The sequence below is a fragment of the Streptomyces sp. NPDC056738 genome (genome assembly GCF_042790435.1).
Taxonomy (GTDB): Bacteria; Actinomycetota; Actinomycetes; order Streptomycetales; family Streptomycetaceae; genus Streptomyces.
In genome coordinates this window covers 1-14,831 of record NZ_JBHTZF010000006.1, presented here as the reverse complement: position 1 = coordinate 14,831, position 14,831 = coordinate 1, and the positions used below count along the sequence as shown (strand labels likewise).

General features: G+C 69.9%; 11 protein-coding genes and 1 pseudogene. 9 read left to right on the top strand and 3 right to left on the bottom strand.

The window, feature by feature from the left end:
* Positions 1 to 942 precede the first annotated feature (942 nt).
* The 3 genes and pseudogenes from ACFRIC_RS17120 to ACFRIC_RS17110 form a co-directional block, all read left to right on the top strand.
* Positions 943 to 2,619, top strand: a complete 1,677-nt coding sequence (locus ACFRIC_RS17120; RefSeq protein ID WP_382786005.1) for a dolichyl-phosphate-mannose--protein mannosyltransferase — start codon at positions 943 to 945, stop codon at positions 2,617 to 2,619.
* A 227-nt stretch (positions 2,620 to 2,846) separates the two neighbouring features.
* Complete coding sequence (locus ACFRIC_RS17115) at positions 2,847 to 3,650, top strand: hypothetical protein (RefSeq protein ID WP_382786003.1); 804 nt, start codon at positions 2,847 to 2,849, stop codon at positions 3,648 to 3,650.
* Between the two features lie 43 nt (positions 3,651 to 3,693).
* Positions 3,694 to 3,870 (top strand): annotated as a pseudogene (locus ACFRIC_RS17110) (IS701 family transposase); the annotation flags it as partial.
* Positions 3,871 to 4,002: 132 nt separating this feature from the next.
* On the opposite strand, the gene ACFRIC_RS17105 reads toward ACFRIC_RS17110, so the two are convergent.
* Positions 4,003 to 5,523: a TerD family protein gene (locus tag ACFRIC_RS17105; RefSeq protein ID WP_382786001.1), complete on the bottom strand. Its 1,521-nt coding sequence runs from the start codon at positions 5,521 to 5,523 to the stop codon at positions 4,003 to 4,005.
* Between the two features lie 492 nt (positions 5,524 to 6,015).
* Here ACFRIC_RS17105 and ACFRIC_RS17100 point away from each other — a divergent pair, with 492 nt between their 5' ends.
* Both ACFRIC_RS17100 and ACFRIC_RS17095 read left to right on the top strand, forming a co-directional pair.
* Positions 6,016 to 7,242 (top strand): VWA domain-containing protein, encoded by a 1,227-nt coding sequence (locus ACFRIC_RS17100; RefSeq protein WP_382785999.1) that lies wholly within the window; start codon positions 6,016 to 6,018, stop codon positions 7,240 to 7,242.
* On the top strand, positions 7,239 to 7,910 hold the full coding sequence (locus ACFRIC_RS17095; RefSeq protein ID WP_382785996.1) for a DUF6308 family protein: 672 nt from the start codon (positions 7,239 to 7,241) through the stop codon (positions 7,908 to 7,910). Before ACFRIC_RS17100 ends, ACFRIC_RS17095 begins: the two co-directional genes overlap by 4 nt.
* Positions 7,911 to 8,151: 241 nt before the next feature.
* On the opposite strand, the gene ACFRIC_RS17090 is transcribed toward ACFRIC_RS17095, so the two are convergent.
* Complete coding sequence (locus tag ACFRIC_RS17090) at positions 8,152 to 9,000, bottom strand: LysR family transcriptional regulator (RefSeq protein WP_382785993.1); 849 nt, start codon at positions 8,998 to 9,000, stop codon at positions 8,152 to 8,154.
* A 103-nt stretch (positions 9,001 to 9,103) separates the two neighbouring features.
* On the opposite strand from ACFRIC_RS17090, the gene ACFRIC_RS17085 reads away from it, so the two are divergent.
* Both ACFRIC_RS17085 and ACFRIC_RS17080 read left to right on the top strand, forming a co-directional pair.
* The gene (locus ACFRIC_RS17085; protein ID WP_382785990.1) at positions 9,104 to 9,847 is read left to right on the top strand and encodes an SDR family oxidoreductase; all 744 of its coding nucleotides are present in this window, start codon (positions 9,104 to 9,106) and stop codon (positions 9,845 to 9,847) included.
* A 199-nt stretch (positions 9,848 to 10,046) separates the two neighbouring features.
* Positions 10,047 to 11,183: an FAD-dependent oxidoreductase gene (locus ACFRIC_RS17080; protein ID WP_382785987.1), complete on the top strand. Its 1,137-nt coding sequence runs from the start codon at positions 10,047 to 10,049 to the stop codon at positions 11,181 to 11,183.
* Positions 11,184 to 11,267: 84 nt separating this feature from the next.
* Here the strand turns inward: ACFRIC_RS17080 and ACFRIC_RS17075 are convergent, their stop codons facing one another.
* Positions 11,268 to 11,789 (bottom strand): hypothetical protein, encoded by a 522-nt coding sequence (locus tag ACFRIC_RS17075; protein WP_382785984.1) that lies wholly within the window; start codon positions 11,787 to 11,789, stop codon positions 11,268 to 11,270.
* A gap of 322 nt (positions 11,790 to 12,111) precedes the next feature.
* Between ACFRIC_RS17075 and ACFRIC_RS17070 the strand changes: the two genes are divergently transcribed.
* Both ACFRIC_RS17070 and ACFRIC_RS17065 read left to right on the top strand, forming a co-directional pair.
* On the top strand, positions 12,112 to 13,959 hold the full coding sequence (locus tag ACFRIC_RS17070; RefSeq protein ID WP_382785981.1) for an APC family permease: 1,848 nt from the start codon (positions 12,112 to 12,114) through the stop codon (positions 13,957 to 13,959).
* A gap of 343 nt (positions 13,960 to 14,302) precedes the next feature.
* Positions 14,303 to 14,831, top strand: a 529-nt coding sequence (locus ACFRIC_RS17065) for an MFS transporter (protein WP_382785978.1), incomplete at its 3' end; no start/stop codon positions are given.

The following is a 14,831-nucleotide window of genomic DNA, read 5'->3' as shown; positions in this document are numbered from 1 at the left end:
ATTGGGTCTCGCGCAGGTGCGCCTCGAGGTCGCCTGTCTGCACCGAGGCAACGGGCCGGTCGCAGGCGGTGGCGAGGACGTCGGAGCAGCGCCGTTCTGCCCTTCACCGCAGCGACCAACGAATTGATACGGAGCCGGCACGACTGGTGGCACCGGCAACACGAGGAACGTGACGGTCCGGCGCACGTGGCGGCCAGAACGGAAGCTTTCCGGATCCGTGGTCAGGCCTTCCAAGCTGTTCACCGACTGCGCCTGCTCGTACCCGATGACGACCTGCATGCACAGGCGGAGCAGACCATCGGGATGATCGGCGCGCTTCACCGCGCAACAGAGCGCGAAGAACTGCGGACGAGGTCGGCTGAGGCGCGGACATTCCTCAACACTTCGTCGCGCACGCCTCGGCCCGGACCAGGTAGACGGCCGACGCCTCGCACCAGTGACATCCAACGTGGTCGCTGCAGGTCGGCGACGCGACGGCGACCGGCTTCCCTGTCAATGGACAGCTCCTGTCCGGCACGGTTTGCGCCAAACTGGGTTATCGGTTCGGGAAACGCGGAACCTGCGGGGACTCCGATCGCTCCTGGTAGATGAATTTCGTGTCCAACGTGAGGGCGCGGCGGGCTTGTTCTGTCCTTTGCCACGTCGGTCCGGCGCCGTCTCCTGCCTGCTCCGTCGTGTGCCCGTTCCGCCTTGGCCGCAAGAGGGGGCCGATAACGCACCGTTCTTCAACGCTCGAGCCGGTGTCGGCCTCAACCTCCTCCAGGCTGCTTCTTGTCGGGGTTCAGGCAGTCGCGGTCAGCGAGGGCCGGCCTGAGCCGGCGTGACGACCACCGACCACCGATTGCCGGGCGGTTGCTCCCGCTCGTCCTGTCCTCCACATGAGAAGGCTCACCAGTGATCCATGAGAGAACGCCCGTGTTGGTCGACGAGTCAGGGGAGGGGGTGAATGGCCGGCCGGCCTCCTGGGAGCGGCGGCTGCGGGACTTCGGGCACGTCGGGCGTCCGTCTGTGTCCGTGCGCGAGCGCCTGGTCGTGCCGTTTCCCGAACCCGGGTCATGGCTTTGGCGCACGCTCGGGTTCTCCCCGGCAGCGGGGCGCCGGCTGGCGCGCTGGTCGCAGTGGGGCGGGCCGCTGCTGGTGGCGCTCCTGGCCGGGCTGCCGCGTTTTTGGCGCCTGGGCAGCCCGCGGGCGGTCGTGTTCGACGAGACGTATTACGCCAAGGACGCCTGGTCGATGCTGCGGTTCGGCTACGAGGGCACCTGGCCCAGCAGCAAGATCTCCGACCCGCAGATCCTCGCCGGTCCGCAGGTGATCCCGCTCTCCGACACCGGGTCCTTCGTCGCGCACCCGCCGACGGGCAAATGGGTCATCGCCCTCGGCGAGTGGATCTTCGGCCTCACCCCCTTCGGCTGGCGTTTCATGACGGCGCTCCTTGGCACGCTGTCGGTGCTGATGCTGTGCCGAATAGGACGCCGCCTGTTCCGTTCGACCCTGCTGGGCTGCCTGGCCGGAGCGCTGATGGCCGTGGACGGTCTGCACGACGTGATGAGCCGCACCGCGCTGCTCGACCTCGTCGTCATGTTCTTCGTCCTGGCGGCGTTCGGCTGCCTGCTCATCGACCGCGACAGCTCGCGGGCCCGGCTCGCGGCAGCTCTGCCGGTCGACGAGGACGGCCGGGTGCGCCCGGACGGACACACCGGCGACCGTGCCGGGACGGGAGCGCGACCCTGGCGGCTTGCCGCAGGCCTGTGCCTGGGCCTGGCGGCCTCGACCAAATGGAACGGCCTGTACTTCCTCGCCTTCTTCGTGATCCTCACCCTGCTGTGGGACGTCGGCGCTCGCCGCGTGGCAGGAGCGCACCGCCCCTACCGCGCGGCGCTGCGTAAGGACCTCGGCTGGTCGGTGCTGTCCCTCGCCCCGGTCGCTGTCCTGACGTACCTGACGACATGGACCGGCTGGTTCCTGTCCGACAACGGCTACGCACGCCACTGGGCGGACGCCCGGGGTGGCACCTGGTCGTGGATCCCGGCTCCGCTGCGCAGCCTGTGGCACTACGAGCACGCCGTCTACCAGTTCAATGTGGGACTGAGTACTCCCCACAAGTACCAGTCGAACCCCTGGAGTTGGCCGGTCCTCGGTCGCCCTGTGCTGTTCCACTACCAGTCGCCGGCACCCGGGCAGGACGGCTGCCACGCGACGGCCGGCTGCGCACAGGCAATCCTCGCCCTGGGAACACCGCTCCTGTGGTGGTTGGCGTGCTGCGCACTCGTGTACCTGCTCTACCGATGGGCGCTACGCCGTGACTGGCGCTCCGGCGCGATCCTCTGTGCGGTAGGTGCCGGCTATCTGCCCTGGTTCCTCTACCAGGACCGCACGATCTTCTCCTTCTACGCGGTCGTCTTCGTGCCCTACCTGTGCCTGGCCGTGACGATGATGCTGGGAGCCCTGTTGGGTCCTGCGGGAGCGACTCAGGGGCGCCGCATACGAGGCGCGGTGGCCGCGGGCCTGCTGGTCCTGCTCATCGCCTGGAACTTCATCTACTTCTTCCCGGTCTACACCGGACAGACGATCCCGTACGCCGACTGGCACGCCAGAATGTGGCTCGACACCTGGATCTGAGCCCAGCCACCCGCCACCCAGTACGCGGCGCTGCGCGCGTCCTCGACCTGACGGGAGCCGATCCGGCGTCCGTCACCGGGGCTGCGAACGATGCGAACGCTCACGCCATTCCGCACTTCCGGGGGACCGGGCGGCGGCCCCCCCGGGCCGTCCGTTCGCGTCCAGAGGACGCGCGCTGTGGATACGGCCTCGGGAGGCACCGTCGAACCGCCTTACGGGTGGGCATCGTGGAGCGATTGCTCCAGCATTGGCCGGCCGAGCCAGCGCAGGACTTGCCGCCGTGCTCCATCAGCGAGAAACACGGCAGGAAACGGATGGCCACCCTGGGAGCCGTCTGCAATGCCGAACCCGCGCCACGCACAGCCGACGACATCATCGCCGACCCCGACCGGCAGGACGACGCCGGCCACGGTGCCGCACCCGAGCGCCGCCAGGGGCCCAAGGCCCGGTCGAAGTGGCTGTGCGGCTCGGTGACCCACACCGCCGCGCAGGTGGTGGCCGCTGTGTTCGACCAGGCAGAGCACCGCGACCCCGGCCACCGACGTCCCTGGGTCGTTCTGGTCGACGGGGCCCGCCATCAGATCGACCTCACCAAGGCCGAAGCACAGCAGCGCGGCTTGGACGTCCATATGAGCGTCGACCTGATCCACGTGCTCGAATATCTGTGGCGAGCAGCCTGGTGCCTGCACAACAGTGGCGATGCCTGCGCGGAGCACTGGGTCGCCCGTCACGTCCGTGTCCTGGTGGGCGGCGGAGTGCAGCAGACCGCCGCCGCACTCGAGGAAGCCGCCTGTGCCGCCGGACTGCCTGGCGCCCGGTGCAAGGGCATCGACGAGGCCGTCAACTACCTGACCGGCAAGGCCGAGCACCTGCGTTACGACACCGCCCTCGAACGCGGCTGGCCGATCGCCACCGGAATCATCGAGGGAGCATGCCGGCACCTGGTGGTCAAAGACCGCCTGGGCATCACCGGATCCCGCTGGGGCTTGTCCGGAGCCGAAGCCGTACTTAGACCGTGTCCTATGTGGTGAGGCGTCGTTGACCTCGGTATGGGGTGGGGTACGTGGACTTGGACTCAAACACGGCCTGGGCCTGGACCACTTCGAGGGACGTTCCTAGACCGGCTGGCATCACCACGTCACCCTGGTTACCGCCGCCCACGCGTTCCTCACCGAACAGCGCCTGGCCCCCAAAGCCGATACAGCGGACTCACCTTCTGCCAGACCCTCGACGCCGTCCAGGACCTGCTGAACTGCTGGACCGGTACCTGCACCACCTGCCACCGCCCCTTGCCAAGAACATCCGGCAGACAGCCCCCACCAACCTAACGGAGTCCTACTAGCAATCTTGGTCACAGGGCTGCCATGCCCACCCGCCTCGCAGTTATTCGACGTTGACCCCATATGCGCGAGCGAGTCCGTCGAGTCCGTCTGCCCAGCCCTGGCCAAGGGCTCGGAGTTTCCACACCGGGTGGCCGTCGGCAATGTGCCGGTAGAGCTCAGCAATGACCATGGCGCGGATGGAGGGGTCGGCGGGAGGCTCGAAAGCCCAGGCAGTGGCGCCCGCACAGTCTAGGTTCAGGGTTGCGTGAGTGAGGGATCCGCAAGTCAAGCCGGTGTCGACGTCCATGTTGATGGCAATGGCGATCCGCTGCACGCGGTCGGGCAGGGCGGAGAGATGAACGGTGGCGCGTTCGACGGTGTGGGGGCCCTCCTGCTGTTTGCCCAGGAGGCGGGCCCCACCGTCTGCGGCGGACGGCTGGTTGTAGAAGACGAAGTCCTCGTCACCGGAGACCCTGCCGTCGTTCCCGACGAGGAACAGGGTGAGGTCGGCGTCGGCGCCGGCGAAGCCGAAGGAGACGTGAAGTCCCTGACGGGCTTCATCTGGCAGGACGAGGGTCTGGCCCGGGACGAGCACCTCGGACACGGTCGGAGGAGCGACGGGCGTGGGGTGTGACGGACCGGGAGCCTGTTGCTTCCACTCGGTGAATGACCGGATTCGGTAGGGGTCGCCAGCCCTGGCCGACGGGTCGGCGAGGGTGTTGGAGCCCAGGGTGATGTCCAGGTCGGCGAGGGAGGGCTCGCCGGAGTCGGAGGCGTCCTGGGCGCCGTCCAGCAGGTCTTGGAGGCCGGGTACGCGGGTGGTGTCCAGCGGCTTGAGCGTACTGGAGAAGGCGCCGGAGGCGGTGGTGGTGACGGAGCAAGCGAGGTCCTGGCCGATGTCCAGGAACCGCAGGGCGTCCTCCGGTTCCCGCCAAGGCGTGGACTCGATCGCGTGTCGTGTCCAGCGGCCATAGGCGACAAAGCCCAGCCGTTGGGTGTCGGGCAATCGAGTGAGGACGGCCAGGTCGATGGCTTCGACGCCGGGCGCGGTTGCGAAGCCTTCCTTGAGCGTGGCGATGATGTTGGAGCCCATGGCTGTCAACCACCACAGAGTCCGGTCGCGTTTGGTGAGGTTCTTCAGGGTGGGACGCCCGCTGGGTGTGAGGCTGGCGGTTTGGGTGGGCATCGTGTCGAGGTCTTGCTGTCGCATGACGACCGACAGGACCGAGCCGTCCACGCCGACTGCGCAGCCGGCGGCCGGATTGTCGGAGAAGGCGTGGTTCACCGCCTCGCAGACGGTGGCCTCGTTGTTGGAGAGCAGCTCCTGCCACCACTGTCCGGCCTCGGTGACCATCTGTTCCCGTACGGCGTGCAGACGGTTCGTCTCCTCGGCCAGGTACTCGGGAGCGTCCTGCTGGGCGCGCTGTTTGGCGGCAGCGCGTTCAGCCCGTGCCAGTCGGCCCACTCCTTGCAGGTGAAAGGCCTGGGCTTCGGCGAGTGCCCATGGAAGACCGAGCTGTGGAGCAGTTGGGATCAGGGGCGGTTGCGCTGCGGCGAAGGACTGCAGGTGGACGCTGGTCATCTCCCGTCTCAGCTCTCGCAACTCGGCGATGGCGGCATCGCGCTCTGCTTCCTGTTGTGCTCTTTCCGCCTGGCGGCGCGCCCGCTCCAGTTGTGCGGCTGAAGGTGCGACTGACCGGGTCTGCGCGGTACGCCGTGTGGTGGTCCGTCGGCGACTGCCGCTGAGGGAGCTCGACGCGTAGAAAGGACCGAGTCCCGTCGACACCCGCGTGCCGCCACTGCCCACGCTGAGCCTCGCGGCGCGTGGGCCCACGGAGGTCCGCACGCCACGTGTGGAGACACGCACACTCATCCCAGGCACACCGACACGGAATCCGAACCCCATGGCCCACCCCTTTCCCGGGGGCACAGTGTGGCACTACCGGATGCTTCGGGAGCACATGCGGGGCTCATCTTTCCCAGCGAAGTCCGTCAGGGGCGAATTCTGCCCAAAGTCGGGACTGCCGGGCATCTGGGGTCTACCGTTTCCCTTTCGGCGATCAAGGGGGCGAGGATGCAGACGGCGTCGTTGCGCAAAGGGGAGAACATCGGCCTGTTGACGGCGCCGGCGATACTGACGGTGTCGGTTCACGGCTTGGCTGCGGACGTCTCGGCACTCTTGCTCGGAACGGACGGCAGGGTTCGGAGCGACGACGATTTGGTCTTCTACAACCATCCGGCCCAAGACGGCGTGTCAATCGCCGGCCCGGTGGTTACCGTCGATCTCGCACGCGTGCCGGCTGACGTGGACCGCCTGGTTGTCGTGGTGAGTGCAGATCCGCTGCAGCCAGGTGTCGTCTTCACCCGCGCGCCGCTTCTGTCGATCACTCAGACAGGCTCGCCGGCCATGTCGTTCACGGCGCCGGACTTCACGTCCGGGGAGACGGTCGTGGTTCTGGCGGAGCTCTACCGACGGGACGGCGGATGGAAGATCCGTGCAGTGGGACAGGGCTACGCCTCCGGTCTGGCGGGTCTCGCGACCGACTACGGCGTCGATGTCGAACCCGAGCCCGCCGCAACCCCTGCGCCGCTCCCCACCCAAGGACGTCGGGATTCGAGGTCTTCGGGGCCTGTGGTGGACCTGTCGAAGGTCGAACGGCTGGCCCCAGGACTGCTGTCTCCGGCACGCCAGGCCGGCAAGGCTCTTGTGGACCGGGACATCGCGAACCAGCGGGCGGCGGTGTATCTGATCCTCGATCACGACTGGCACATGGAAGAGTTGTACGAGTCGTTCGCTGTACAAGCCTTCGCCGAGCGCGTCTTGGCGCTCTCGGCCACCCTCGATGACGACGGCACGGTTCCCGTGGTCTTCTCGAGCGGACGGGAACCCTTCCTGGAGGAGATCCGGCTGGACAACTACCGCGGTCGTATCGGGCAGTTGCATACCCAGGTCGACTGGGGGTGGGGCAATGTCGCCGACGCCATGCGTCGTGCAGTAGGGCACTACCAGGAATCAGGCGCCACTGATCCCGCCTTCGTCGTGACTCAGGTCGGTGACGAACCTTGGGACAAGGCCGAGGTCCGCTCCTTGCTGCAGAACACCGCATCACTCGGTGTCTTCTGGCTGTTCGTGGGATTCGGACGCGGCAAGCTCGCGTTCTACAAGAACCTCAACGCGTCCACCTCCGCCACCTTCACCAACGTTGCTTTCTACGACGCGAGCAAGAACCCGGGATCGGTGCCCGACGAGCGGTTCTACTCCGGCCTTGTCGACGCCTTCGCCACCTGGTTGCGGCATTGAGTCAACCGACGCTCGCCCACCGACTGAACAGCCTCATCACCTCTGATCAGGCCGTACCCGATCTCCGACGCTATTTCGGCATCGGCCTGCTCGATGATGCTGTGCCGTTCACGGGTAGTCGCTTCGAGCATCTGGCCGGCGGAGGGGACCGTCAGGCGGTCGCGAACGTAGTGACCGCCGACGACCTGATTGCCGTGCAGACTCTCTCGGTCAGGATTCCTGCGCAGGTCGCCGTCGATCTACTCGAAGGCGACCTTGGAATCCGGTTGTCCGAGCTGCTGAGCAGCGTTCGCTTCGACATCGACATGGTCGAGGCCGAGGCTGCCGACCTGGCCGAAGGGGCTCCGGCCCGCACTGCCTGGCGCGTTCTCTGCGACCAGCCCGGAATCGGGTGGGTGACGGCAGGCAAGCTCCTTGCCCGAAAGCGCCCGCGGCTGCTGCCGGTCTACGACCAAGTCGTTCGGTGCGTTCTCGGCCGGCCGAAGTCGTTCTGGCTCGACCTGCATGGCGCATTGCGTGCCGACGACCATGCGCTGCACCGCGACCTGACCGCCCTACGGCATTCCGCCGATCTCCCAGCTACCGTCAGCACGTTGCGAGTCTGCGACGTGGTGCTCTGGATGCATCACCGTGCGGATCATCAGCAGAGAAGCTGCGTCGGGACCTGATGTCCGTCGGCCGCACCTGAGCGGGCCTTTCGCCCGGAGTGCGGATGGCCCCCAGTGCCCTCCGCGAAACACCCCGTGACCTGCGGTGTACCAAAGTGCCAACTATCTTGCTGATTCAGTGTCTCCAGTTGCTGGAGCTACTTGGCATCGGTGCAGGTCGCGAACGTTGTCCAGTGCCAACTACCGAGCCTGGTCACACGACGACGTCACCAAGGCAGGCCTGTCGTCACTTCGCCGTCGGTCACAGGGCGGTGGCGGCGCGGACCAGCCCCGCGACCGCCGTCGAGCGGCTGTGCGGGGGCCAGGCGATGACCGTGGTGACGTGGGGCGCGTCGCGGACCGGTACGGCGGTGAGGTGCTCGCGCAGGCCGGTGCGGCCCGACTCCGGCACGACCGCGCAGGCGCGGCCGAGGGCGATGAGCTGGGTGAGTTGGGTGTGGTCGCGCACCTGCGGTCCGGGGCCGTCCGGGAAGGTTCCGTCAGGGTGGGGCCAGCGGGGCAGGGGCAGGTCGGGAAGGTCGGTGACCTCGGCGAGCCGCACGTGGGGGCGGGCGCCGAGAGGGTGGCCCGCCGGGAGGATCGCCACCTGACCCTCGGAGTGCAGCTCCTCGGTGTCGAAGCCGGCCGTGTCGTCGAACGGCCGATGCAGCAGGGCCACGTCGGCCCGGCCGTCGTGCAGCAACCGCGTCTGCTCACCCGGCCCGCACAGCACGACGTCCACCGCGACGGCGCCGGGCTCGGCGGCGTAGGCGTCGAGGAGTTTCGCCAGCAGTTCACCTGAGGCGCCCGCCTTCGCGGCCAGGACCACGGCGGGGCTGCCGGTCGCCGCGAGCGCGGCCCGGCGGGTGCGCCGTTCGGCGGCCTCGACGGCGTCCAGCGCCGCCCGCGCCTCCCGCAGCAGCACCGCCCCCGCCCCGGTCAGGGAGACACCCCGGCTGCCGCGCTCCAGCAGGAGCGTGCCCAGGCGCCGTTCGAGTCCGCCGATCGCCCGCGACAGCGGGGGCTGGGCGATCCCGAGCCGCCGCGCGGCCCGGCCGAAGTGCAGCTCCTCGGCGACCGCGACGAAGTACCGCAGCTCACGTGTCTCCACCCCGCCAGCCTAACCGGGACGGCCAGGAGCGATACCCGGACGGTATCGCCGTCCACCCAGTCGGTCTTGGACGCCCTGTCCGGCGGGGAGAAGTATCGGTGTCATGAGTGAGACGAACACCGTGAACCACCACAAGGTCGCGCTGGTGACCGGGGCCAACAAGGGCATCGGGTACGAGATCGCCGCCGGGCTCGGCGCCCTCGGCTGGTCCGTCGGAGTCGGCGCGCGGAACGAGGAGCGGCGCGAGACCGCCGTGGACAAGCTGCGAGCCGCCGGAGCCGACGCGTTCGGCGTGCCGCTGGACGTGACCGACGACGCCAGCGTGACAGCGGCGGCTCGGCTGATGGAGGAGCGCGCCGGACGGCTCGACGCGCTCGTCAACAACGCGGCGATCACCGGCGGCGGACCGCAGGAGCCCACCACGGTCGACGTGAACCGGGTACGGGCGGCCGTGGAGACCAACGTGATCGGCGTCATCCGTGTCACCAACGCCCTGCTCCCGCTGCTGCGCCGCTCGCCGTCGCCGCGGATCGTGAACGTCTCCAGCAGCGTCGGTTCCCTCACACTCCAGACCACGCCCGGCACCGAGACCGGCCCCATCTCCATCGCCTACGCTCCGTCGAAGACGTTCCTCAACGCGGTCACCGTGCAGTACGCCAAGGAACTGGCCGGCACCAACATCCTGATCAACGCCGTCTGCCCAGGTTTCACGGCGACCGACCTCAACGGCTTCACGGGAGTGCGCACTCCCCAGCAGGGCGCGGCCGCCGCGATCCGGCTGGCCACCGTGTCGGACGACGGGCCGACGGGACGCTTCTTCAACGACGAGGGAGAGGTGCCCTGGTGACGTGCCCTCGGTTCGCGCCACCCTGGGCAGACGGAGCATGCGGGCCCTCGTGACCGGCGCCGTCTCGGGGACGGGCGGGGTGGACCCGGCTGGTTCGCCCCGGGCTGACGGCTGATAGAACGTTGCAGGTCAGGCTGGAAAACCTCGGGGCGTCCGGTTGCCCGGTCGGTCCGGGGTGTTCACCGAAGGATCGAGCATCGTGTCTTCTCGTCGAGTCGTCGTCATCGGTGGCGGGGTCATGGGCTCGTCCGCCGCGTGGCGGCTCGCAGCTCAGGGGGACCGCGTCACCCTGCTGGAGCGGTTCCCGCCCGGCCACGACCGGGGCAGCTCGCACGGCACCTCGCGGATCTTCCGGCTCGCCTACCCGGACCCCTTCTACGTCGGGCTCGCCGCGCGGTCGCTGCCGCTGTGGCGGCGGCTGGAGCAGGAGACGGGACGGCAGGTGCTCACCCTCACCGGAGCCGTCGACCACGGCCCGGCCGCCACGACCGAGGCACTGTACGAGACGCTGACCGCCGCCGGACACCCCGCCGAGCGGCTGGCCCCGGAGGAGGTCGCCGAGCGCTGGCCGGGGCTGCGCGCCGACACCGGCGCGGTGTTCCACCCGGAGGCCGGACGCCTGCACGCCGACGAAGCGGTCACCGCCTTCCAGCAGGCGGCGCGGGCACACGGCGCGGAGGTCCGGCACGGCGTCCGGGTGACCGGGCTCTCGGTGCACGGCGACGCCGAGGTCCGGGTGGTCACGGACACGGAGGAGGAACTGCGCGCCGACGCGGTCGTGGTCGCGGTCGGCGGCTGGGCGCCCGGAATGCTGGGCGGCGGTACCGCTCCGCCGGTCGGCGGCGTACCGGTGCTGCGTGTCACCCAGGAGCAGCCCGCGCACTTCCCCGCGGCGGACGCGCTCACCTGGCCCAGCTACATCCACCACCCGGGCGCCGCGCTGCCCGTGGACGGCCTCACCGCGGACGGGGTGTACGGACTCGGCAGCGTCGACGGCGTCAAGGCGGGCTTCCACGGCGTCGGCCCGGTCGTCGACCCCGACCGGCGCGACCGCACCCCGGACCCCGCGATCCTGCGAGAACTGGCGGCGTACGCCGAGCGCTGGCTCCCCGGCGTGGACCACACCGCGCCCGAGGCTGTGACCTGCCTGTACACCACCACCCCCGACCATGACTTCGTGATCGACCGGCAGGGCCCGGTCACCGTGCTGGGAGGGTTCTCCGGGCACGGCTTCAAGTTCGCCTCGGTCATCGGCGAGTTGGCGGCCGCGCTGGTACGCGGAGAGCCCGGACCGAGCCGGTTCGCGCTCGGCCGCCCGCGTCCCACGCGTCAGTGAGCCGTCCCCGCAGTAGGAACACCCCAACCCATCAATCGCTTCACGCTGTCGACGGACATCGGCCGGTCGGCGCCGGGCCGCCGCTCAGCCGGAGAGCCCCGACGCCCTGAGCACGGCACGCACCGTCTCGTCGTCGATCCGGTGTCCCAGACGGTCGAGGAGCTCGGCTCCCTGGCGCAGGGTTCCGCGCTCGACGGAGCGCCGCACGCCGGTGTCGAGTTCGTGCCAGATCAGCGGGTTCGCGGTCAGGACACGGGGGTCGAGCTCCAACCGGTGCCCGCTCGCGTCGCGCAGTACGAGGTGGGAGGAGACACCGTCGTACTGCCGCACGCTCGTCAACGCGTCCGTGCGGACGACCCGTCGGCGCCACGGCGTGCGGACCGCCAGCCAGCCGGGACCGGCGCTCACCCGGGGCGGCAGCAGGACGATGCCCACCGCCGCGGACACCGTGAGCCACAGCAGGGCGCGCAGGGACGTGACGCTCCCCGCGTCCCAGTCGACGAGCAGGGCCAGGCCACAGAACAGCAGGGCGCAGGTCACCGCCAGCAGCACGCTGCCACGCCAGTTCCGGTCACCGATCGAGCCGCCGGGTCCGTTTCCTTCCACGCGACCGACGCTATGCGGCCCTGCCGGGTCCGGCCATCGTCGCTGACGGACCTCTGACGCCGGAGAAGCGGATGCTGACGCGTCTCATACGCGTGTACCGGCGCGACTCGCGTCGTGGCAGGCCGTCCGAACCAGGCCGGTGATCCCAGGGGCTGGCCCGGATCTCCGCCCTCCTTCCCGTCAAGGTCCCGTCAAGGCGGGCCGATCGGGCGCGAAGAAGGCGCAAGGAACGGCCGCCGATCCGGGTTCCGGACTGAACCTGGGTGCACCCGCGCGCCCGTCGGCCGTCGTGCGGGGCTGAGGAACGAAGGAGCACGCACCCATGTCCGTCCTGACCCCCACCGAGCGACCGGATGCCGTCCCCTCCGGTGAGGAGCCCCCCGATACGGGCGAGCGGCATCGGCTGACCGCCGTCACCGGGCTCGCGGCCCTGTCACTGGACGCGATGGCGTCGGTGGCGTACGGCCCGGAGGCGATCGTCCTCGTCCTCGCCGCCGCCGGCGCCCACGGACTGGGCTTCACGATGCCGGTGACACTGGCCATCGCCGGCCTGCTGGCCGTTCTGGTGGCCTCCTACCGGCAGGTCATCGCGGCCTTCCCGGACGGCGGCGGCTCCTACGCCGTGGCCAAGAGGCACCTGGGCCCGCGCACCAGCCTGGTGGCCGCGGCCTCGCTGGTGCTGGACTACGTCCTCAACGTCGCGGTCGCCGTGACGGCCGGCGTCGCGGCCCTGACCTCTGCCTTCCCGGCCCTGTACGACGACCGGCTGTGGCTGTGCCTGGCGGTGCTGGCCTTGATCACGGGCGTCAACCTGCGCGGGATCGTGGAGTCGGCGAGAGCGTTCATCGTGCCGACGGTCGTCTTCGTCGGCTCGATCCTCGTACTGATCATCGTCGGGCTCTTCCGGTCCCACCCCGTGAGCACGGTGACCGCGGACGGGCACGCCTCCGTCCTCGCGGACAACGCCTCGACCGTGGGCGCGCTGCTCCTGCTGAAGGCGTTCGCCTCCGGTTGCGCCGCGCTGACGGGTGTGGAGGCCATCGCGAACGCCGTCCCGTCCTTCCGGGTGCCGCGGGTGCGCCGCGCACAGCACGCCGAGGTGGCCCTGGGCGCCGTACTCGGACTGATGCTGGTCGGTCTGTCGGTGCTGATCGGCCGCTTCCACCTCCAGCCGGTCGAGGGCGTCACCGTCCTCGCCCAGCTCGCGGACGCCTCCCTCGGCCACAACTGGGCCTTCTACGTCATCCAGTTCGCCACGATGATCCTGCTGGCGCTCTCCGCGAACACCTCCTTCGGCGGGCTCCCCGTCCTGATGAAACTGCTCGCCCGCGACAACTACGCCCCGCACGTCTTCGCCCTGAAGGCAGACCGGCAGGTCCACCGGCACGGCGTCCTGGCGCTGGCCGTCGTCTCGGCCGCGCTGCTCGTCTTCTCCGGCGGGGACACGAACACCCTCGTGCCCCTGTTCGCCATCGGCGTCTTCGTCGGCTTCACGATCGCTCAGGTGGGCATGGTCAAACACTGGCTGACGGACAGGCGGCGCGGCCGGCGAGGGAAGGCACTGCTCAACGGCTTCGGCGCACTCCTCACCGGTGTCGCCGCGGTCGTCGTCACCGCGAGCAAGTTCATGGAGGGCGCCTGGCTGATCGTGCTCGCACTCCCGGCACTGGTGGTGGGCTTCGAGGCGGTGCACCGCGCCTATGGCCGGATCGGCGAGCGGCTCGGACTCGGCCGTGTCCCCGAGGCTCCCCATCGCGAGCGCTCTCTGGTCGTCGTGCCGGTCTCCTCGCTCTCCCGGCTCACGTCGGAGGCGTTGACCGCGGCGGCCTCGCTCGGCGACGAGGTCCGCGCGGTGACCGTCTGCTACGCGGATCCCGAGGACCAGGCGGCGACGCTCGCCTTCGAGCGTGCGTGGGCGCGGTGGGACCCGGGCGTGGAGTTGGTGCGGCTCGCGTGCGAACGGCGCGGCCTGGGGCGTCCCATAGCCGCGTACGTCCGCGAGGTGGCCGCCGCAGCACCCGGCACCCGGGTGACCGTGCTGATCCCGGAGACCCAACCGGAGCGGCTGTGGCAGCGCCTCCTCCAGAACCAGCGGGGAGCGGTGGTCGCCCACGCGGTGAGGCGGGAGACCGACGCCGTGATCTGCCGGCTCCGGTTCCGCCTTCCCTGACACAGAGACCCGTAGGCCACGGTGGCCCGCTCTTCGCCGTTGAATCGGCCGTCGGCGACTTCCTCGCGAAGGCGGGCCGCCCGGCCGACGGGCTCGGCTCGGACAGGAGCCACACCTGGCCGACGCGAACCGCCGGTCTTTTCCCGCATGCCAGGTGGAAAGCCGGGCTCGCGGAGAAGATGATGGCGTCCCCCCTCGGCGCAGTGGGTGATCGGCCGACGCCCGGGGAACGCGACGGACTCCTGGACCGACCCCGCCTACATCAAGGGCCTCGTATGCGCATGCTCGTGAAGGCTGTACGGAGCAGGACTTCCGTGCCCCGCGCGGGACGCCGGAGCGGCCGATGACCGGCACTCCCGACCCCCGGCCGGCCCCGGTGCGTCAGATGTGGCCGTTGTACGCGGCCGGGTTCACGACCGCGTTCGGAGCGCACGGCATCGCCGCGAACCTCGGCGGCCACGGGAGCGGTGCGGTCACGTCGCTGATGGTGCTCGGCGGCCTGCTCGCCCTGTACGACGGCGCTGAGGTGTTGCTCAAGCCGGTCTTCGGCACGCTCGCGGACCGTGTCGGGGCCCGTCCGGTCCTGCTCGGCGGGCTCGTCGCGTTCGCCGCCGCCTCCGCCGTGTACGCGGTGGCGGACAGGCCAGGACTGCTGTGGGCGGCGCGCCTGGGCCAGGGCGCCGCCGCGTCCGCCTTCTCGCCCTCGGCCTCCGCGCTGGTCGCCCGGCTCAACCCGGCGGCGAAGCACGGCAGGGCTTTCGGCAGCTACGGCTTCTTCAAGTCCGTCGGCTACACGCTCGGCCCGCTGCTCGGCGGAGTGCTCGTGTGGGCGGGCGGGCTGCGGCTGCTGTTCACGGTCCTCGCGGTGCTCG

Bases quoted from the DNA above. Each gene is read 5' to 3' on its own strand.
- ACFRIC_RS17085 (WP_382785990.1), top strand. From the start codon at position 9,104: ATGAGTGAGACGAACACCGTGAACCACCACAAGGTCGCGCTGGTGACC.
- ACFRIC_RS17105 (WP_382786001.1), bottom strand. From the start codon at position 5,523: ATGACCAGCGTCCACCTGCAGTCCTTCGCCGCAGCGCAACCGCCCCTG.
- ACFRIC_RS17100 (WP_382785999.1), top strand. From the start codon at position 6,016: ATGCAGACGGCGTCGTTGCGCAAAGGGGAGAACATCGGCCTGTTGACG.
- ACFRIC_RS17070 (WP_382785981.1), top strand. From the start codon at position 12,112: ATGTCCGTCCTGACCCCCACCGAGCGACCGGATGCCGTCCCCTCCGGT.